19 protein-coding genes are annotated in these 18,264 nt (G+C 44.0%); 14 read left to right on the plus strand and 5 right to left on the minus strand.

Going from position 1 to position 18,264, the window contains the following annotated elements:
- Positions 1-47 precede the first annotated feature (47 nt).
- Both AB4351_RS06785 and AB4351_RS06790 read left to right on the plus strand, forming a co-directional pair.
- Positions 48-1,334, plus strand: a complete 1,287-nt coding sequence (locus AB4351_RS06785) for a DEAD/DEAH box helicase (protein WP_019821956.1) — start codon at positions 48-50, stop codon at positions 1,332-1,334.
- Between the two features lie 164 nt (positions 1,335-1,498).
- Entirely contained in the window at positions 1,499-2,119 is a 621-nt protein-coding gene (locus tag AB4351_RS06790; RefSeq protein WP_017062631.1) for a LysE family translocator, read from the plus strand.
- A 254-nt stretch (positions 2,120-2,373) separates the two neighbouring features.
- On the opposite strand, the gene AB4351_RS06795 is transcribed toward AB4351_RS06790, so the two are convergent.
- Positions 2,374-4,401 (minus strand): PhoX family phosphatase, encoded by a 2,028-nt coding sequence (locus AB4351_RS06795; protein ID WP_372125432.1) that lies wholly within the window; start codon positions 4,399-4,401, stop codon positions 2,374-2,376.
- A gap of 254 nt (positions 4,402-4,655) precedes the next feature.
- Between AB4351_RS06795 and AB4351_RS06800 the strand changes: the two genes are divergently transcribed.
- From AB4351_RS06800 to AB4351_RS06825, 6 genes are all read left to right on the plus strand, one after another.
- Positions 4,656-4,997, plus strand: a complete 342-nt coding sequence (locus tag AB4351_RS06800; RefSeq protein WP_372125435.1) for a YggL family protein — start codon at positions 4,656-4,658, stop codon at positions 4,995-4,997.
- A 266-nt stretch (positions 4,998-5,263) separates the two neighbouring features.
- A complete protein-coding gene (locus tag AB4351_RS06805; RefSeq protein WP_017067451.1) occupies positions 5,264-5,404 on the plus strand; it encodes a hypothetical protein in 141 nt (46 codons plus the stop codon).
- The gene (locus AB4351_RS06810) at positions 5,397-6,080 is read left to right on the plus strand and encodes a spondin domain-containing protein (RefSeq protein ID WP_065583911.1); all 684 of its coding nucleotides are present in this window, start codon (positions 5,397-5,399) and stop codon (positions 6,078-6,080) included. The genes AB4351_RS06805 and AB4351_RS06810 overlap by 8 nt, the downstream gene beginning before the upstream one ends.
- 9 nt (positions 6,081-6,089) lie before the next feature.
- Positions 6,090-6,770, plus strand: a complete 681-nt coding sequence (locus AB4351_RS06815) for a spondin domain-containing protein (RefSeq protein ID WP_017072230.1) — start codon at positions 6,090-6,092, stop codon at positions 6,768-6,770.
- Positions 6,771-6,851: 81 nt separating this feature from the next.
- Positions 6,852-7,550 (plus strand): response regulator transcription factor, encoded by a 699-nt coding sequence (locus AB4351_RS06820; RefSeq protein WP_372125437.1) that lies wholly within the window; start codon positions 6,852-6,854, stop codon positions 7,548-7,550.
- Positions 7,551-7,649: 99 nt separating this feature from the next.
- Positions 7,650-9,023: a sensor histidine kinase gene (locus AB4351_RS06825; RefSeq protein WP_372125439.1), complete on the plus strand. Its 1,374-nt coding sequence runs from the start codon at positions 7,650-7,652 to the stop codon at positions 9,021-9,023.
- A gap of 48 nt (positions 9,024-9,071) precedes the next feature.
- Here AB4351_RS06825 and AB4351_RS06830 read toward each other — a convergent pair whose 3' ends face one another.
- Entirely contained in the window at positions 9,072-9,563 is a 492-nt protein-coding gene (locus AB4351_RS06830; RefSeq protein ID WP_372125442.1) for an exoribonuclease R, read from the minus strand.
- A 158-nt stretch (positions 9,564-9,721) separates the two neighbouring features.
- Positions 9,722-10,651, minus strand: a complete 930-nt coding sequence (locus AB4351_RS06835; RefSeq protein ID WP_372125451.1) for a DMT family transporter — start codon at positions 10,649-10,651, stop codon at positions 9,722-9,724.
- A 149-nt stretch (positions 10,652-10,800) separates the two neighbouring features.
- Here AB4351_RS06835 and AB4351_RS06840 point away from each other — a divergent pair, with 149 nt between their 5' ends.
- Positions 10,801-11,259: an Lrp/AsnC family transcriptional regulator gene (locus AB4351_RS06840; RefSeq protein ID WP_372125445.1), complete on the plus strand. Its 459-nt coding sequence runs from the start codon at positions 10,801-10,803 to the stop codon at positions 11,257-11,259.
- Positions 11,260-11,428: 169 nt separating this feature from the next.
- On the opposite strand, the gene AB4351_RS06845 is transcribed toward AB4351_RS06840, so the two are convergent.
- Together AB4351_RS06845 and AB4351_RS06850 are read right to left on the minus strand one after the other, a co-directional pair.
- Positions 11,429-11,671, minus strand: coding sequence for a hypothetical protein (locus AB4351_RS06845; RefSeq protein ID WP_017062621.1), 243 nt, complete (start codon positions 11,669-11,671; stop codon positions 11,429-11,431).
- A 269-nt stretch (positions 11,672-11,940) separates the two neighbouring features.
- Positions 11,941-12,516, minus strand: a complete 576-nt coding sequence (locus tag AB4351_RS06850; RefSeq protein ID WP_136979883.1) for a hypothetical protein — start codon at positions 12,514-12,516, stop codon at positions 11,941-11,943.
- A 96-nt stretch (positions 12,517-12,612) separates the two neighbouring features.
- Between AB4351_RS06850 and AB4351_RS06855 the strand changes: the two genes are divergently transcribed.
- The 5 genes from AB4351_RS06855 (at position 12,613) to phaC (ending at position 18,184) form a co-directional block, all read left to right on the plus strand.
- Positions 12,613-13,296, plus strand: coding sequence for an SH3 domain-containing protein (locus tag AB4351_RS06855; RefSeq protein WP_017064492.1), 684 nt, complete (start codon positions 12,613-12,615; stop codon positions 13,294-13,296).
- Between the two features lie 529 nt (positions 13,297-13,825).
- On the plus strand, positions 13,826-14,566 hold the full coding sequence (locus AB4351_RS06860) for an SDR family oxidoreductase (protein WP_017062618.1): 741 nt from the start codon (positions 13,826-13,828) through the stop codon (positions 14,564-14,566).
- A 26-nt stretch (positions 14,567-14,592) separates the two neighbouring features.
- Positions 14,593-15,804: an acetyl-CoA C-acetyltransferase gene (locus AB4351_RS06865; protein ID WP_372125453.1), complete on the plus strand. Its 1,212-nt coding sequence runs from the start codon at positions 14,593-14,595 to the stop codon at positions 15,802-15,804.
- Between the two features lie 130 nt (positions 15,805-15,934).
- Positions 15,935-16,282, plus strand: a complete 348-nt coding sequence (locus tag AB4351_RS06870; RefSeq protein WP_017062616.1) for a phasin family protein — start codon at positions 15,935-15,937, stop codon at positions 16,280-16,282.
- Between the two features lie 75 nt (positions 16,283-16,357).
- Positions 16,358-18,184 (plus strand): class I poly(R)-hydroxyalkanoic acid synthase, encoded by a 1,827-nt coding sequence (phaC, locus tag AB4351_RS06875; protein ID WP_017072236.1) that lies wholly within the window; start codon positions 16,358-16,360, stop codon positions 18,182-18,184.
- Positions 18,185-18,264 lie beyond the last annotated feature (80 nt).

Here is an 18,264-nt window from a genome sequence, read left to right on the forward strand (position 1 = left end):
TCGGCTGAAATAAGAATGTAGGCTGTCTGCTTAAGGAACCCGTAACAATGTCATTTTCCTCTCAAGGTTTTGCTCCTGAATTAGTCAAAGCGTTGACTGAGTGTGGTTATGAAAAACTCACTCCAATTCAACAAAAAGCGATTCCAATGGCTCGTAAAGGCCATGATATTTTTGCTACTGCTCAAACCGGCACGGGTAAAACAGCGGCATTTTCATTGCCTGTTATTCAACACCTTTTGAACAGCGGTAAAAAAGCGTCTAGAGGAACGGCTCGCGGCCTTATTCTTGCTCCAACTCGTGAGCTTGCTGCGCAGATCGCTCAAAACATTAAAGACTACGTTAAATACACGGATCTAAGCGTTTCTGCGGTTTACGGTGGTAACAAGATGTCTTCACAAGTTCGTCAACTAGAACTGGGTGTGGATATTTTGGTTGCAACCCCTGGCCGTTTAGAAGAGCACTTAGAAGCGGGTAACGTGTCTATTGCTAACCTAGAATTCCTAGTATTTGATGAAGCTGACCGTATCCTTGATATGGGCTTTATCAATGCCGTTCGTAAGATCATGTTGGATGTAGAAACATCACCGCAAATCATGATGTTCTCTGCAACGACTTCTACTCAGTTAAACCAACTGTCTGTTGATATTCTGCGTAAACCAAAACGTATTAGTGTTGAGCGCGAAAACTCAACGGCTGCTACTGTCGGCCACGTGGTTTACCCAGTGGATCAAGAACGTAAAACTGAACTGCTTTCTGAGCTTATTGGCCGTAAAAACTGGCGCCAAGTGCTTGTGTTCGTGAACTATAAAGAAACAGCGAATGATGTAGTTAAAGAGCTTAAGCTTGACGGTATTAAAGCGGTACTTTGTCACGGTGATAAAGCGCAAAGTGCTCGTCGTCGTGCTTTGGATGATTTCAAAGAAGGTAGAGCACGTGTGATGGTAGCAACCGACGTTGCAGCTCGTGGTCTTGATATCGAAGACTTACCACACGTAATTAACTACGACATGCCTTTCCTAGCGGAAGATTACGTTCACCGTATTGGCCGTACAGGTCGTGCTGGTAAACAAGGTCACGCAATCTCTTTCGTTAACCGCGAAGAAGAGCTGACTGTTGTTCAAGTTGAAAAACTGATTCAACAACGTATTCGCCGTGTTGAACAACCGGGTTACGAACCGAAGAAACGTGATGCTTACATCGAGAAGCTGAACACTAAATCGGCTTACAAAAACCGTCAGGGTCGTAAGAACAACGCGAACGAAGAGCCACAAGATCAAGCAAGCGCTGAACGTCGTTTGACTATGATGAAGCGAATTAAAAACCGTCGTAAGTAATTACGGTTGGTGATTGAAAAGAGCCACTGTTATGTGGCTCTTTTTGTTTGTATTGATCGCAATATTGTTTATTGTCATTACTGCTTCGTTTCAACCTCGCTTCATTTCAAGCCCGATCAAGAAACAAGAACTAATAAATAAAAACAAGTCGATAAGGTAATAATATGGATAGCGCACTACTTTGGGCTTTTATTCCCACGTTTTTCTTCGTGTCAATCACGCCCGGTATGTGTATGACTTTGGCGTTGACACTTGGAATGAGTGTTGGATACAAGCGTACATTATGGATGATGATCGGTGAACTGGCTGGTGTCGCTGTGGTTTCTATTGCCGCGGTATTGGGTATCGCTTCGATCATGTTGAATTACCCATGGCTATTTACGGGCTTTAAATTTGTTGGTGCGGGTTACCTGTTTTATTTAGGCGTTCAGATGTGGCGTTCGAGAGGCAAACTGGCGATCAGTACTGACAACCAAACAACAAAAGTCAGCAATGATTGGGACTTGGTGGTTCAAGGCTTCGTGACAGCTATCGCGAATCCGAAAGGTTGGGCATTCATGATTTCGTTATTGCCTCCTTTTATTAACAGCAATAAAGACTTAGCACCGCAGTTACTCATTCTCGTGTCAATCATTCTGGTTTCTGAGTTTGTTTGCATGACTTTATACGCGACCGGCGGTAAGAGCTTAAAACATATGCTCGGCAAGGCGGATAACGTTAAGTTGATGAACCGTATTGCTGGTACGTTGATGATGGGTGTTGGTGTGTGGCTGTTCGTGAGTTAATTCTGAAAAGCGATAACGGTTAGAGATCTCCGACTCAGTCGTCCCTCCTTCTCGAGGATGACTAGAGCTTGGTATGACGAGCTCTTTGGATGATGATAAGTTTTTAAGGCTTGGTTCCTTACTTAAACCGAAGAATGCATAGAATATAAAAAGAGCAATAGGGCATTTGGCCTTATCGCTCTTTTTGATTTTACTGAGCTAGCGAACAGAAACTAGATAACAGAAATGTTTCTGATCTTAGCTAGATTTGCGTATTAAACCGCGATTTCACCGCCGTCTTCACGACGAATCACAACCGTAGATGCTCTTGGACGAACATTGCCTTGAGTTTGTGCTGTTGCATCTTCAGACGATGGCCAGTTTGCAGGGTGTTGAATGTTCACAAACAGTGATTTGAAATCTGGGCTGATGGTAAAGCCAGTCACTTCACAACCGTTTGGACCCACAAAGAAGCGTTTAAGCTGTGCTTGGTTGTTTGCATCAATCACCGCACTGTTGCCGTTGTCATCCGTTAACTGAGATGGAACCACTGCCAGCATTTGGTCATTGGTGTAGCCAGTGACTTCGTCTGCGCCGTTATCTGTCTGAATCCACAAGATGCCACGAGCATCAAACGCTAAGCCGTCAGGGCTCGCGAATTGGTTCATGTCTGTTAGACCAGAGCGGTTAATAGATTTGTCTTCCACTGCTGGTGAACCAAATACGAAGATATCCCAATCGAACTCGCCTGCCGTTTTGCCTTCATCCCAACGGATAACATGACCGAACTTGTTGTCTACGCGAGGGTTCGCAGAGTTCGCTTCTTTACGCTTGTTGTTATTAGTCAGCGTTAGGTAAGCCGTACCCGTCATTGGGTCAACAGAGCACCATTCAGGGCGATCCATTGGCGTTGCACCAACAAGGTCGGCAGCGCCTGCTGTATTGATGATAAGCGCTGCTTGAGAGTCAAATGAATCACCTAGCTTACCGCCGTTTGTAGTCTTGCTGCCCAACGTTAGTGGTAGCCAAGTACCTGAACCATCATCGTTGAACTTAGCCACATACAGTGTGCCTTTGTCCATGTACTTATCACCTGCACTTAGGCGATTGCTAGGCTCTGCGTCACGCGGGTCCCAATTTGCTTCAGAAACGAATTTGTAAAGGTATTCAAAGCGAGAATCGTGACCAGAGTAGAATACGATTGGCTCGCCTTCGGTCAACTTACCAAACGTACAGCCTTCGTGACGGAAACAACCCAGTGCAGAACGTTTCTTAGCGCGAGAGTTTGCTGTGTATGGGTCTATTTCAACAATGTAGCCGTGACCGTGTGCTTCGTTACGGTAATCGTCCATTGCTGACTCACCTGTTGGTGTTACGTCAAAGCGAGCAAATTCATCTAGGCGTTCTTGTTTGTTACCTGAAAGCGTGTCCCAACCGTAACGTGTTTTGTCAGTAGCGATACCAATACGTTCTTGCGCTGGTGTTGTCTCGCCTTTGTTAACGAAATAACCCGGCCAGTTTTCTTCACACGTTAGGTAAGTGCCCCATGGTGTGTAGCCATTACCACAGTTGTTCAACGTGCCACGAGCTTGGCTGCCGTCTTGTGAGAACTTGGTTTTGGTAAATTCACTGTGTGCAACAGGACCAGACAGATCCATTACGGTCGCGCCTGTGTAGCGGCGGTTCAGAGGATCGTTATCGACCATCACCCATTGGTTGCCTTCAAGTTTTACACGAACCACACTCACGCCGTGTGCGTTGATCTCTTTACGTACTTCATCAAGGCTAGGGCGGTTGCCTTCATCGTATGTAGGACCATTAGCGTGCAGTGCTTTTTGGTCGATGTATTCGTGATTAATCACCAACAAACCGTCGTTGCTGTTGCCATTAAGCGGGAAGAAGTGCATGCCGTCGTGGTGCATGCCCAGTGAGTTTGCTTGATCTTGTGCGTTGTTGGTTCCATCTTTTAACCAAGCATTGCCTTGCTTGTTAAGTGGAGTACCCCAAGGAACCAATACTTGTGCTGTATAGCCTTTTGGCACAACGACACTGTCTGTCAGTGAGCCTTTAACCGATTCGAATGCAAGTGTAGCAGTGCTTTTTTGCGGTGCGCTAGATGATGCTGTCGCCGCGTGCGCTGTGCTGTGGCCTGCTAAACCAAAAGCACCAAACGCCGTCATTGCACTGATGCCTAAACCGCCTTTGAGAACATTTCTTCTTGAAAGGTTCGCATCTAAAACTTCTTCGAAGGGTTTGTTTTTGCTCTTATTAAAACGAGTGCTATCAAATGTTTCCTTGCTCATCTTTACTGCTTCCTATTGGCTGATTTTATTATTCGTTATTCATGACTTACCCACCTACTAACTAATTGGTTAATAAGTTGGGTCAATGTGTGACTAATCGTGAAGCAGTTAAGTGACAGATTTTTATAGATTTGATTAAGGTTTTGTTTCTGTAGCACGATTTTTGCCATTAACACCCTTGTGTAATACAAAACTCTTGGGGATTGATGTGGAACTGTGTATAAATGCTTTATCAAACGAAAAGAGAGGCAGTTATGAAATTAGATAAAATCGAAAACAAAAATCGTCGCCTACGCAAAAAGCTATACCTAGGTGAATTCGCGATTCTGGGTTTTGAAGTAAGCTGCAAGACATCGATTACTGATTTTGATCAATACGATGTGTTCATTGATGAGCTCATTGATTTCATCGACAGCATCGGTCTGTGCTTTGGTGGCGGCGGCCTTGAGCTGTTTGAAGGTTTCTTATGCTCAATTGAGCGCTACCGTTCAGTAACAGAAGCAGAACAACTGCAAGTTGCTCAATGGCTTGAAGCTCGTGCTGAAGTAAGCAAAGTGGAAGTTAGCGAACTGATTGACGCAAACTACGCGTTCTAATTTGATGTTGTGTTGTTAGCTCGATTGAAAGGCCAAATACGGCTTAGGAAAGAGTAACAACAGTACGCTAGAATAAAGGCCGAATCGTTAAATCGATTCGGCCTTTTTGCGTTTTATTCGTTCCATTTCTATTCTTTATCTTCTTTTCTATCCCTTCTGACGTAAATGATAAATTGATATTTTTCGATTAAATATTAGTACTTTATCGCTATTTTTATTTGCAGTAATAAGCTTGGATAAACTTGTGAGAGTTTTATGAGAATTCAATGAAGTTGCTGATAGATTTGATCGTCATTCTTAGAGTCAACAACACCACAGTTCGTTCTGGCAAAGGTAACGGTATATCGCTGTTATTCGTTTTGTTGGCAACGATAGGACTCGATAAAGGATGGAATCAAAATGAATAAACGTACTCAAATCAGCTTAGTGATCAGCTCGGCTATGTTGGCCTTCGGAGCGGCTCAAGTTCAGGCTGCTGAGCTTGAAGTCACTGTCACTAATGCAACGAAAGGGATCTACTTTACGCCTATTTTAGCGGCGGCTCATGACTCAAGCTTGTTCATGTTTAGAACGGGTGAAACGGCTTCTTCGGAACTAGAGTCCATGGCCGAAGGTGGCGATATTTCAGGTTTATCTGGTGTCATTGCCAACGCGGGAGGCGTGGTGGTTGAGAACCCAGCGGCCGGCATCCTCAATCCAGGCGTCGCAACTACGTTTGATATCAGTACTGGTGATTTAGAGTACCTATCATTGGGTGCAATGTTGCTGCCGACAAACGACGGCTTTGTTGGTCTAGATAGCTGGAAGATCCCAACTCAAGCGGGCACCTACAAAGCGACTCTAAATGGTTATGACGCAGGCACAGAAGCCAATGATGAGCTGGCGGGCAGTATGCCGAACCCTCCATTCATTACCTTTGGCGCTGGTGGCACAGGTGTAGAAACGGCAGTATCAAACGCTAAGGTTCATATTCATCCAGGTAACATTGGTGATGGTGATGCGGCGGGCGGCATCAGTGACCTCGATAGCAGTAGCCATCGATGGTTAAACCCTGTTGCAACTATCACCATTGTTGTGAAGTAAGGGGGATGTATGAAAGCTAGAATTCTATTTATCGCTGCATCAGTAGCTGTGTTAGCGGGTTGTCCGGACGATGACGACGATTACTATCGCTATGATGTGAGTGTTACTAACCTCACCCCCAATCAACCAATGTCACCACTCGCGGTGTTGACTCACAATACGAATTTTGATCTGTTTGAAGTTGGGCAAAGTGCCTCTGTCGATCTGGAATACTTGGCGGAAGGGGGTAGTAATGCACAATTGCTTGCGCTCAGTGACAGTGACGCCAATGTTTATCAAGGCATCTCAGGCAATGGACTGATTCTTTCAGGTGAGCAAGACACGGTGTCGATTCGTGTCGACCCAAATCAAGAAGGGTATATCTCAGTTGCTTCCATGTTGGTGAACACCAATGATGCGTTTGTCGGCGAATCCGGATTATCGCTCAAGTCATTAGCGGTGGGTGATACCTTTACCATGAACATGAATGTTTGGGATTCGGGAACTGAGCTGAACGATGAGCTTGCTGCAACCATTCCGGGACCAGCAGGCGGTGGTGAAGGTTTTAATACCACACGAGACGACACCGATATAGTGAGTTTTCACTCTGGCGTAATCAGCCAAGATGATGGCCTTACGACTTCTACTTTAAGTGCAAATCATCGTTTCCTTAACCCCGGTGCAAGAATCACCATTACTCGAACTCAGTAACAGGTTGAAAGCACGATGAAAGAATTCCTGCTCTGTTCCGGTCAATTGAAAGGTGGGCGGACTCAGAATAGAGCAGGGATCATGAATAGTGCTGCGGTAAATTTGATGGCAAACATATTGTTGGTTGAAGACGATGATGACTTGGCTGAACTGGTGCAGATGCATCTTAAGTTCCAAGGGCATAACGTAATCAGAGCTAATGTGATTGAAAAGGCTCAGGCGCTCTATAAAGAGGGTCATTTCGATTTGATCGTACTGGATCGTGGCTTACCAGACGGTGATGGACTCGATTTCTGTCGAATGTTGCGTCAGCAAGAGGATTGGACGCCAGTACTTATGCTAACCGCAAGGGACGCTGAGTTAGATAAGGTGTCAGGCTTAGAAGCCGGTGTTGATGACTACATAACGAAACCTTTCAGCGTTCTCGAGTTTCAAGCAAGAGTGAGGAACGTGCTTCGCCGTTTAAGCCATGTCGAATCAGCCACTCAAGAGGTTGTGACAGCAGAATCGATTATGAATTTTGGTGGGCTCACTATTCAGCCTGAACGCCATCAGGTGTCACTCAATAACCAAGACGTACCGCTGACTGCTACCGAGTTTACCTTACTTCATTTCTTAGCAACTCGCCCGGGGCGTGTGTATAGCAAAGACGAGCTACTCGATCATGTTTGGAATACTCATCACTCTGGCTATCACCATACCGTGTGTAGCACAGTCAACCGTCTAAGAACCAAGCTTGCGATGCCGAATAGTGATGATGATTTCATTAAAACCGTTTAGGGTGTTGGCTATAAGTTTGAGTCAAAAGCTTAAGCCTATGTGTAGCGTCCCAAGCTTACTTAAAGGCCAGTAAGACTCAAGCGCCACCGAGGAGATAACATGAGTTTCAAATCGCGTTTAGTGTTGTTCACCAGTTTGTGGTTTCTGCTCGTGAGTGTGGTGATTGCTTACACCTATCATTGGCAAAAAGAGACCATAGAACAAAGAACTAAACAGAGCTTACACAAAGAGCTCGCCGTTCATATGCGCGATGATAATCCTCTGATGATTGGTACCGACTACAACCCTAAAGCGCTCAAATCCATTTTCCACACCTTGATGTTGATAGGGCCAGATTTCGATATCTACTTCCTCGACAGTCAGGGCAAAATTACGACTCATGCCGCGCCAGAAGGCACTGTGTTAGCGAATCAGATAGACTTAGCGCCTATTCAACAGTTTTTAAACGACGAGCCGTATCCCATTCTGGGGGAAGATCCGATCAATCCCGGGGCTCGTAAGGTGTTTTCCGTAGCAGCGATTGAAGAGCTAGGTTCGACCGTCGGATATCTGTACGTTTTGATTGGCAGTAATCGTCACACCGTGATTGCCAATTCGCAGGTCGACACGCCATACATCGCGCTAGCGGGGCTCATGCTGATCTCTATCTTAGGTTTTGCGGTTGGAGCTTATCTGTTGGTCAAACGTAGCCTGTTAAACCCAATAGAAGCAGTAACCAACAAGCTACAACAACAAGCAGAGCAAGATTTTCGATTGGATCCGAACTTTATTCATCAAGTACCAGAATTGGTGCCGATTGCACGCTCGTATCAGTTAATGGCGAAGCACATTCAACAGCAATTTTTGCAACTTGAATATCAGTCATCACACCGCAGACAAAGCTTATTGCAACTCAGTCATGATTTGAAAACGCCATTGTCGAGTGTGTTGGGGTATCTAGAAACGTGGAAGATTCAAAACCCGCAATCAGACCCGTTAATTGACGTTGCTTACCGTAATGGCAACAAGTTGTCTGAACAACTCCATTCGCTGCTAGATAGCGCCAAGAATGATAATCCTGTTCCCACATATCAATACGCTTCAATCGATTTCAATGGGCTGATGAGCGAATGTTTAGAAACGATTCAAAGCCAGTATCGCCGTAAGAATGTTGAGTTGAACGTTCATATGCCTAATGGAATCAAGGCTGTGGGTGACAGTGATTTGCTTGAGAGGTTGATTTTGAACCTGTTAGATAATGCATTGAGGCATAGCCCAAGTGGCACTGTGGTGTCGTTAGATGTTGGTTTTGAAGCGGATTCCAAACGGGTGAAGGTGGTGATTCATAATGAGGTTGAACAAGAAGCGCCAAACGGCTCGTTAGGTATCGGCACTAAAATCGCGCAGTCGATACTGATGTTACATCACAGCGTGCTAGAAACAACAAAGGCAGAGAACTCCTTTCAGCAAAGCTTTTACTTGCCTTCGGTATAGCTCTATCTGCCTTCGTTTAGCTTGATGTGTTCTTGCGTAGAACTAACGTTAAGCGTCTTTACTGTCTTCGTTGTCTTCGTTGTCTTCGTTGTCTTCGTTGCCTTCGTTCACTTTCGCGTAGAAGTGAAGCAGCTCAGTTAACTCTTTAACCCAGCCAAACGCATCTTTAGGTGCGCTCTTTAAGATCTTTTCTACTTTCTCACAGTGCACTTCGATTGCGATTGCTTCTTCAAGGTTGAAAGAAATTGAGTAGAAGTGCCAAAGCAGTAGGCGAGTCATTCGCTCGATGTTCTGTTGCGAGTTATCCGACTCTGAGAAGGCTAGGTTCACTTCACCAAGTGCGATAGCGGTCATTCGAAGCATTGCGTCAAATTTCGCCGATTGCATGTGTTCTTCGCTGGTGACTTCTTCTTGCTCGAATGTAAACAATTCCGTCATTGCATCTTCAGGAACAAGGCGATGAATCATTCTTAAACTAAATTCTTCTAGTTCATGGCGAGGCATGGTGATTAAGCAATTTAAGGTGTAGTCGCGTTGCATGGTGTTCTCTTGGATCTGCAAAAAGGTCGGACAGTTTAATGGAGAAGCGAGTTCAGAAAAAGCAGATTTTAGTTAAGCCTACGTTTGTAGGCTTATCTGTGTACTACAAGCCCTAAAATCGATGCTTAGGGGAACTGTATTTAGGTATGAACGCAGTATCAGGCTTTGCTGTGGCTTGGCGGTTGATACTGCATCGACTGGTCGTTTCTCATGAATATGTTGCTCGCGACCAAACTGCCGATGCAAATAGAACCAAGGGCGAGCCAAGTCATCGTATCTGGAATCTCGTTAAAGAGCGGGATCGCCAACAAGGTCGCTACTGCGGGTGTTGCACTGCCAAAAGCGGCAGAGCGTTCAGCCCCTAAGGTATTAACCGCATAAAGGTAAGTGAACGCCGCGATTAAACCCGCCCCAACGCCTTGCACTGCTGAATGAACGGCAAGCTCCGTGAAGGGCCAATTAGCGATTGGTGTGTCCATTAGGTGGCTTGGGAGGGTTCCAGTCAGGATTAGGACGAGTAACAGCAAAGTAGAACAGAGAGAAATAAAACCGGCACTGACTAACGCATTAAGATTAGCGACACGGGCTGAGATGGTAAACGTCGCCCACATTAAGCTTCCGCATAAAAACAACAAATGGCCTTTGGTGTATTCAAAGTTGAAGCTGCTTAAGCTACTCCCTAAAAACAACAGTATGCCGAGCAAAACCAAACCTAAACCAACAACACGATGTCGGCTGAGTGGCTGCTTAAAAAAGAGTACCGCAATTCCAGTGACGAACAGAGGAAGCGTGCCCGGAACAAGAGCACTGCCATGAGATACCGGTACAAACTGCATCGCCGTTCCGGCAACAAGCAGATAAGGCAATCCGCTACCTACGAACATACCCGTTAGATACCGTTTAGGGACGACGGCAATTGCGCTGCGTGCTTTCCACATCAAAGGCAATAACACCAAAGCCGGTATGAGAAATCTTGTGAGAGCGATATCGGCAGGTGTTAAATCTGAATTTGCGCCGCCTTTAAGAGAAAGAAAAAAGCTCGCCCAAATGAGTAGGGTGACAGTAATAGATAAGTAGCCAAGATTCATAATATTGAAGGAGAGTGGGTGATGACTCATTATGGAACAGTTGTTGTGCCACAGGTTGGCAAGTTTTGGCCTAACTTGAACTATCGTTGATGATTTCTGCTAATATTCACCAAATAATTAACGGATTTAACTAATGTTTGGCATTTACTATGGATAGAATTGATAGACATCTTCTCGAACTGCTACAAAAAGATGGCAGGTTAACCACGGCTGAACTTGCTGATGAAGTGGGTTTATCACCTTCGCCTTGTGCAAGACGAGTCAAAAGGCTAGAAGAAAAGGGCATTATTGACGGTTATCGTGTGAGCTTGTCACGAGAACAACTCGGCATCGCAATGAGTGTGTTTGTTGAGGTGAGCCTAAACAACCACCAAGAAGTGTCGATAGATAAGTTTGAGGCGGTTGTTGTAGAGATGGAAGAGGTGATCAGTTGCCACGTTGTATCTGGGGCTTATGACTATTTGCTAGAAGTGGTTAGCCCGAACTTGATGGCCTACGAGGCATTTACAAGAAAACTTCAAAGGCTCTCTAACGTCAAAGATATTCATACCCACCTTGCGATAAGACAAGTAAAAGGCAATGCACCACTGCCAATTTATACCGATTAAGCCAAACTCTGAGCAGTAACACGAAGGCAGAATGAGCTGAAAACGAAATGGTTTACTCCTGAAGTAGAAGCGCGGTCAATATCAAAAATCATCCATTAAGTGTCAGGCTTCAGGCAATAAAAAACGGAGCACCTCGTGAAAGGTACTCCGTATATGATAGGTGCAAAACTTAGTGATACTTAAAGTTAGAGATTGAACAATCCCCAGTTTGTGCATTAATTCTGAATGAAAAAGCATGTGAATGATAATCCACGCCGTCATTCCAAATTGTCTCTCCAAATATCTTACATAGCTCTAGCTCACTTACTGAACCGAACTCTTCCATGTGTTTAGCTACAGATAAAAGTTTACCTCTTATCTCTGCAGTCCATTCCGTGTTACTCAAGCAGTTGAAAGCCATAGTCTTTTGCATATTACCTAGCCAAAATGTTTCTTGTTATTAAGTTATATGAAGATTCATGATAACAATTTTCTGGCGTTTGTAAATCTATTTTGTGATGAATATCTCACATACTCGCTTGCATTGGTCGGAAATTGAACTTCATTGTTGATAGATAGCACATTACTTTTACAACCTATTGATAAAGCTTTGATTAACGAGTTCTTAGAATATTATGAATGGGATTGAGCATATTTATCGGAAAAGTCCAGTCGAACGAGTGAGAGAATCTAATGGTGATTTCAGTTTGATGCATCGTTTGCTGGTTGGTTTATGTGGCGCGCTTCATCAATCATCGTCGCTTCTCTGCGGTATTTTGAAGACAGCTGACGGAATTTTTCACTGAGTGTATGGAGATCTCGGGAGAGTGATTGTGAGCTTTGTACGTGCACCTTTGCGCTTTCTGCCTGGCGCGGGAGTCTTGCTTTGGTGCAGTGTTTGGCGACGGCTTGCCATGAATACGCTAGAGAGTCAGCGCCTTCAAGTTCACTAGACACAACATACGCCTGTTGTAGCAAAACCTCGGAGACGTCATACGCGGTATTCATATGACTATTGAGCTGCACATTAAACCTTTCTTCATACTTTGCCCAAAGCTCAATGATCTGCTTTTCATTAAAGTGTTTAGATAACAATGTCTGTGACTCATAGGTTGAAAGAACTTGGTTGAACTCTTTGGTGTACTGATTATAGCGACCTTCAAAAGAGAGCTGACGATCCAACAGTGTTTGCCAGTTTTCACGGTCACAATGATTCGCTAGAGCGACATTGGCACTAAAAGTTGCGCTTACAATGATAACTTTCCCCCAAAAACTCATGACTTTCCTCTACTTACCGTGCGCTCTATTGAGAGTATAGATGAGCAGCAGCATGAGTTGATGTACACTTGAGACATACCTATAACGGAAGAGCTGGTGGATTTGATGAAAAAAGCGCTGATCGCTTTACTTGTGTTGTTGATATTGGGCGGAGGGGGAGGAGCGGCATACTACTTCTTGGTCATGAATAAAGACCCAATCCCACAAGAGAAAACGGAAGAGCCGGCGTTAGAAGCTACCGAGCAATCTGAATCTGAGCTTGTACCCATCATGGATCTTCAGCCTGAACCCGAGCAGACGGAATTTTACGTTTTGGAGAGAAAGCTTGAAGTGGTCGAGCAACCTGAAATTGATGGCTTGATAACAGATTACCTCTATAAAGGGGAAAAGGTGGTGGTACTCGAGAAACAAGGCGAATGGGCACGTATCTCAGACTATATAGTCCTTAAAGAAGGCGGCCCACAGACGGCGGAATGGGTCTCTATGTCAGGCTTATCGAATGATGAAGTCATTATTTCGGAAAAAGAAAGCAAAGAGATATTGGATTCCTATTTGGTTAAGTCTGATGACCTCAAGATCCATCAAGAAAAATTCCGTAATTCGGTGGCTAAACTGATCTCTGAGGGGGAGTGTGCCCCAAGTGATTTTGAAGAATTAGGCGGATGGGTGAAATCTGTTAAGTACAGCAATCGAGATGTCTATTTTATTTATTGTGGTGGGTTGTCCCTTGAAAACAAAATTTATCTTGATGTAAATACAAATGAAATATTTACGAAGTAAGATCCCACGCTCAATTTATTAATGCTATTTACTTAAGCCCACTCATAGATTGAGTGGGCTTTTTTGTCTATTCATAATGCTCATCGTCCCCATTTAGAACGTTAATTATATTGAAGCTCATATAGAATCATTAGGAACCATTTATTAATTTCTAATAATAGTTTTGTTATTATTCTCGTGATCAATCATTTCAAATTCCCACATTGCATTATTATTGAAACAAGCTGGGAGATATAGATTTATCTCGTATTAACAAAGGCTTATCTGCTTGTTGATAAAAGTAAAATTAAATAAACCTTATTAATATCAGAGCTTTGCGTTAATTTACATGTTCGTAACATTTCATTAATTTTGGGATGCAAGTCTAGTTTTTAATCATAATACGAAAATATTTTATATTTGTAATAATACTTTTTGATTTTGAGTTGTAGGGTTTAATTAAAGAAAAACGTAAAGTTTAATTATCAGCTAAGACATTATCTTATTAACATCATTGTTATTTAATTGCTTGTAAGGGATGGAACCATTAATGAAAAAGCTTGCTTTAATTACAGGGTCAAAAGGCGGTATCGGCTCAGCAATTTCCTCTAAATTAGTTGCAGACGGCTATCGTGTTATCGCGACTTATTTTACTGGAAATTACCAATGTGCCTTGGATTGGTTTAACGAAAAACAATTCACCGAAGATCAAGTGAGATTGTTTGAATTAGATGTTACCAATACTGCGGAATGTGCGCTGAGCTTAAGCAAGTTGTTAGAAGAAGAAGGCACGGTGGATGTACTAGTCAATAACGCAGGTATTACACGTGATAGCGTCTTTAAAAAGATGGATGCCGAAGCGTGGAAAGATGTGATTGAAACGAACTTAAACAGTTTGTTCAACGTGACTCAACCTTTGTTCGCTCCTATGTGTGAAAAGGGTAACTGCCGTGTCATCAACATCTCTTCCGTCAATGGTCTTAAAGGTCAATTTGGACAGACTAACTACTCAGCAGCGAAAGCTGGAATGATTGGTTTTTCTAAAGCTTTGGCTGCAGAAGGCGCTCGTAGCGGCGTAACCGTGAACGTGATTGCCCCTGGCTACACAGCAACTCCTATGGTTGAGCAAATGAAGCCTGAAGTACTGGATTCAATCAAGAACCAAATTCCGATGAAACGCTTAGCAACACCTGTTGAAATTGCAGACGCAGTGGGCTTTTTAGCGAGTGAATCTGGCGCGTACATTACAGGCGAAACATTGTCTGTGAATGGCGGCTTGTACATGCAGTAATTGGCGAAACTGAAGGGGTTGGAATGATGGAAAAAGTATTTATTGTTGCGGCTAAGCGCACTCCTATTGGTGCATTTACCGGGTCGCTAAAAAACGTATCTGCGGGTGAACTGGCTGGCGTTGCGATCAAAGGTGCACTTGAGTCTGTCGATCTTTCGTTAGATGCGATTGATGAAGTAATCGTCGGCAACGTGATTTCGGCAGGTCAAGGCATGGGGGTTGCTCGTCAGGCTTCCATCTATGCAGGGCTTCCTGAGGAAACACCAGCATACGGCGTGAACATGATTTGCGGCAGCGGAATGAAATCAGTGATGGACGCAGCGGCGCACATCAAAGCACAAGATGCTGAATTGGTTATTGCTGCTGGCGTTGAAGTGATGTCACAAATTCCTTTTGTGGTACCAGCGAGCGTTCGTAATGGTCACAAAATGGGTGACATCTCAATGAAAGACTTACTGGTTGGTGATGGCTTAACCGATGCGTTTAATCATTACCACATGGGCATGACCGCTGAAAATATCGCGAACACGTTGAATATTTCGCGCCTAGCTCAAGATAACTATGCCTTAGAAAGCCAACAAAAAGCCGTTGCTGCGATTGAGGCGGGTAAGTTTAACGAGCAAATCGTGCCTGTAGAAGTTAAGCAGCGCAGACAAACCGTCACTTTTGATACCGATGAGTATCCGAAGTCAGACGCGACATTCGAAGGTCTGCAAAAGCTTCGTCCAGCTTTTGACCGTGAAGGGTCTGTTACGGCAGGTAACGCTTCGGGCATCAATGATGGCGCGAGTGCAATCATCTTAGCCTCAGAGAGTGCAGTAGCGAAATACGGACTGACACCACTGGTAGAGCTAACGAGCTACGCACAGTCTGGATTAGATCCAAAGATTATGGGTTTAGGCCCAGTAGAAGCCGTTTCTAAAACGCTTGATAAGGCGAATCTCACTCTAGAAGAAGTAGATTTGTTTGAATTGAATGAAGCGTTTGCAGCACAAGCTCTTGGCGTAATGTACCAATTGTCAGAGCAGCATGACTTACCGCTTGATGAGTTCAAGCCAAAGGTCAATGTGAATGGTGGTGCAATCGCGCTTGGCCATCCTTTAGGTGCTTCAGGCAATCGAATTATTGTTTCACTCATCCATGAAATGCTTGAACAGAAAACGACTTATGGCGTTGCTTCACTCTGTGTGGGTGGGGGAATGGGAACCGCTGTTTTGCTAAAAGGTATTGAAGGTTAGAGCCTGATATATCGGTAGCAAGCTTAAATATCGGATCAGCTTTTCAAAGCATCGCGAGTTAATCGATGAGCGTTGGCTGAAACGATAGTGACACAAATTTATTAAACTATGTATTCATCAGGAGTTACTTATGTACACGGATATTTTCAAAACAATTACTGACCAAACTGAAAAGCAATTTGAACCGTACTTAAAGTTCAACAAGTTGGTTGCAAAGAACGTCCAAACGATGACAGAACTGCAAATGAATGCAATGCAGACTTACACGAACATGGGTCTTGCGCAAATGAAAGCAGTGACTGAAATCAAAGACGTGACTAGCCTAACGGCGTTCAACAGCCAGCAACTAGCAGCGCTAACTCAATTGTCTCAACAGATGATGAGTGATAGCTCAAAAATGCAAGCTGCTGCAAAAGAGTTCAAAGAAGATGTTGAAACACTAACAACTGAAAACTTGAAAACAGTTACACCTGCATAAATAAAATCGCCATCGAGTCAGCACAGTGTTTACTGTGAGGCTCGGTGGCGATTTTCCGATTATTGGAGTCATGTTATGTTTCAACACTTCTTTTCGGACTACCTTGTTAAACTTCAACAAACAAACCAGCAATGGTGGGAAAACTTTGAACAAAACAAGGAAGCCGCGCAATCTCCCCTAAATCAAGCGATGCAAGAGTTGAATTTTGATGATGCGTCAAAAATCTTCGAGCAAGCCGCTAACCAACCCGCCGTTCTCCTTCAGTTACAATCCCAGTGGTGGGAACAGCAACTTAAGATTTGGCAAAATGCCGCACTGATGGGTAATACCGAAAGCGTCATTACTGAAGAGCGCAGTGATAAACGCTTTATTGATGAAGCGTGGAAAAATGACCCGTTTTACAGCTTTATCAAGCAGTCTTATTTGTTATTCAGCAAAAGCTATATAGACACCATTAATTCAATCGAAGGCATAGACGAGAAAACCAAGGAACGTGTGGCGTTCTTTTCACGTCAGGCTATCAATGCTCTTTCTCCTAGTAACTTCATTGCGACTAACCCAGAGTTGATGAAGCTAACGCTTGAGCGCAATGGTGAGAACTTGCTAGATGGGCTAGAGCAGCTACAAGCTGACGTTGAAGCGAGCGCGGATATCCTCAAGATCCGTATGACCAACAATAATGCCTTCCGATTAGGTGTTGATGTTGCGAACACGGAAGGTGATGTCGTTTTTCAAAATGATCTGTTCGAGCTTATTCAATACTACCCAAAAACACCTCAGGTGAACGCCACGCCTTTGTTGATCGTTCCTCCATTCATCAATAAGTACTACATTCTCGACCTTCGTGAAAAGAACTCAATGGTTCGTTGGTTGCTTGAGCAAGGGCACAGCGTCTTCATGATGTCTTGGCGCAACCCAGGTGAAGCGCAAAAAGACTTAGAGTTCGGTGACTATGTCACGGAAGGCGTAGCGAAAGCCGTGACGGCAATTGAAGATATCACGGGTAAAGAGCAAATCAATGCTGCAGGTTACTGCATTGGTGGTACTGTTCTCGCTTCAACGGTCGCTTACTATGCTGCTAAAAGAATGAAGAAACGCATTAAAACTGCGACCTTTTTTACGACTCTATTAGACTTCTCTCAGCCGGGAGAGGTTGGCGCATATATCAATGAAACGATCATTAACGCCATTGAGAAACAGAACGATGCTAAAGGATTCATGGATGGTCGTTCATTAAGCGTGACATTCAGTTTGCTTCGTGAAAACAGCCTGTACTGGAACTACTACATTGATAACTACCTAAAAGGCAGCAGCCCAATGGAGTTTGATCTGTTGTACTGGAACAGTGACAGCACTAACGTTGCAGCTAAATGCCATAATTTCTTGCTGCGTGAGCTTTACCTTGAGAATAAACTTGTTCAAGACAAAGGCGTGAAAGTAGGCGGTGTCTGGATTGATCTCAATAAGATAAAAATACCAAGCTACTTCATTTCAGCGAAAGAAGATCATATCGCGCTTTGGCAGGGGACTTACCGTGGTGCCTTGAATACCGGTGGCAACAAGACGTTCGTGCTTGGTGAATCTGGTCATATCGCGGGTATTGTTAACCATCCAGATAAGAAGAAGTACGGGTTCTGGCTGAATGACAACCTAGACGACTCGGCGGATGAGTGGCTAACTAATGCGACTCATAATGAGGGGTCTTGGTGGACACACTGGAATCAGTGGCTACAAGGTTTTGAAACTGACGAAAAAATCGAACCTTTCAATCAAGGCTCAGAGCTTAATCCTGTGATTGGCAAAGCGCCAGGCAACTATGTAAAACAGGTGCTGCCGATTGTCGATCAAGAGCAGGTTGATAAAGAGACCGCAGAGAAAGAAGCGCCAGAAAACGAAGCTTAGGGCGTTAAGTCACATTCAATTATAAAGATACACAACGTCAGATAATAAAAAAGCCACTGAAATGAACTGACCCCCAATAG

The sequence above is a fragment of the Vibrio sp. 10N.261.51.F11 genome (genome assembly GCF_041471665.1).
Classification (GTDB): domain Bacteria; phylum Pseudomonadota; class Gammaproteobacteria; order Enterobacterales; family Vibrionaceae; genus Vibrio; species Vibrio crassostreae_C.

Coding starts and splice junctions, on each gene's coding strand:
- AB4351_RS06835 (WP_372125451.1), bottom strand. CDS start 10,651: ATGAATCTTGGCTACTTATCTATTACTGTCACCCTACTCATTTGGGCG.
- AB4351_RS06800 (WP_372125435.1), top strand. CDS start 4,656: ATGAAATTAGATAAAATCGAAAACAAAAATCGTCGCCTACGCAAAAAG.
- AB4351_RS06815 (WP_017072230.1), top strand. CDS start 6,090: ATGAAAGCTAGAATTCTATTTATCGCTGCATCAGTAGCTGTGTTAGCG.
- phaC (WP_017072236.1), top strand. CDS start 16,358: ATGTTTCAACACTTCTTTTCGGACTACCTTGTTAAACTTCAACAAACA.
- AB4351_RS06845 (WP_017062621.1), bottom strand. CDS start 11,671: ATGCAAAAGACTATGGCTTTCAACTGCTTGAGTAACACGGAATGGACT.
- AB4351_RS06795 (WP_372125432.1), bottom strand. CDS start 4,401: ATGAGCAAGGAAACATTTGATAGCACTCGTTTTAATAAGAGCAAAAAC.
- AB4351_RS06820 (WP_372125437.1), top strand. CDS start 6,852: ATGAATAGTGCTGCGGTAAATTTGATGGCAAACATATTGTTGGTTGAA.
- AB4351_RS06840 (WP_372125445.1), top strand. CDS start 10,801: ATGGATAGAATTGATAGACATCTTCTCGAACTGCTACAAAAAGATGGC.
- AB4351_RS06860 (WP_017062618.1), top strand. CDS start 13,826: ATGAAAAAGCTTGCTTTAATTACAGGGTCAAAAGGCGGTATCGGCTCA.
- AB4351_RS06825 (WP_372125439.1), top strand. CDS start 7,650: ATGAGTTTCAAATCGCGTTTAGTGTTGTTCACCAGTTTGTGGTTTCTG.
- AB4351_RS06785 (WP_019821956.1), top strand. CDS start 48: ATGTCATTTTCCTCTCAAGGTTTTGCTCCTGAATTAGTCAAAGCGTTG.
- AB4351_RS06865 (WP_372125453.1), top strand. CDS start 14,593: ATGGAAAAAGTATTTATTGTTGCGGCTAAGCGCACTCCTATTGGTGCA.
- AB4351_RS06790 (WP_017062631.1), top strand. CDS start 1,499: ATGGATAGCGCACTACTTTGGGCTTTTATTCCCACGTTTTTCTTCGTG.
- AB4351_RS06870 (WP_017062616.1), top strand. CDS start 15,935: ATGTACACGGATATTTTCAAAACAATTACTGACCAAACTGAAAAGCAA.
- AB4351_RS06830 (WP_372125442.1), bottom strand. CDS start 9,563: ATGCAACGCGACTACACCTTAAATTGCTTAATCACCATGCCTCGCCAT.
- AB4351_RS06850 (WP_136979883.1), bottom strand. CDS start 12,516: ATGAGTTTTTGGGGGAAAGTTATCATTGTAAGCGCAACTTTTAGTGCC.
- AB4351_RS06805 (WP_017067451.1), top strand. CDS start 5,264: ATGAAGTTGCTGATAGATTTGATCGTCATTCTTAGAGTCAACAACACC.
- AB4351_RS06810 (WP_065583911.1), top strand. CDS start 5,397: ATGAATAAACGTACTCAAATCAGCTTAGTGATCAGCTCGGCTATGTTG.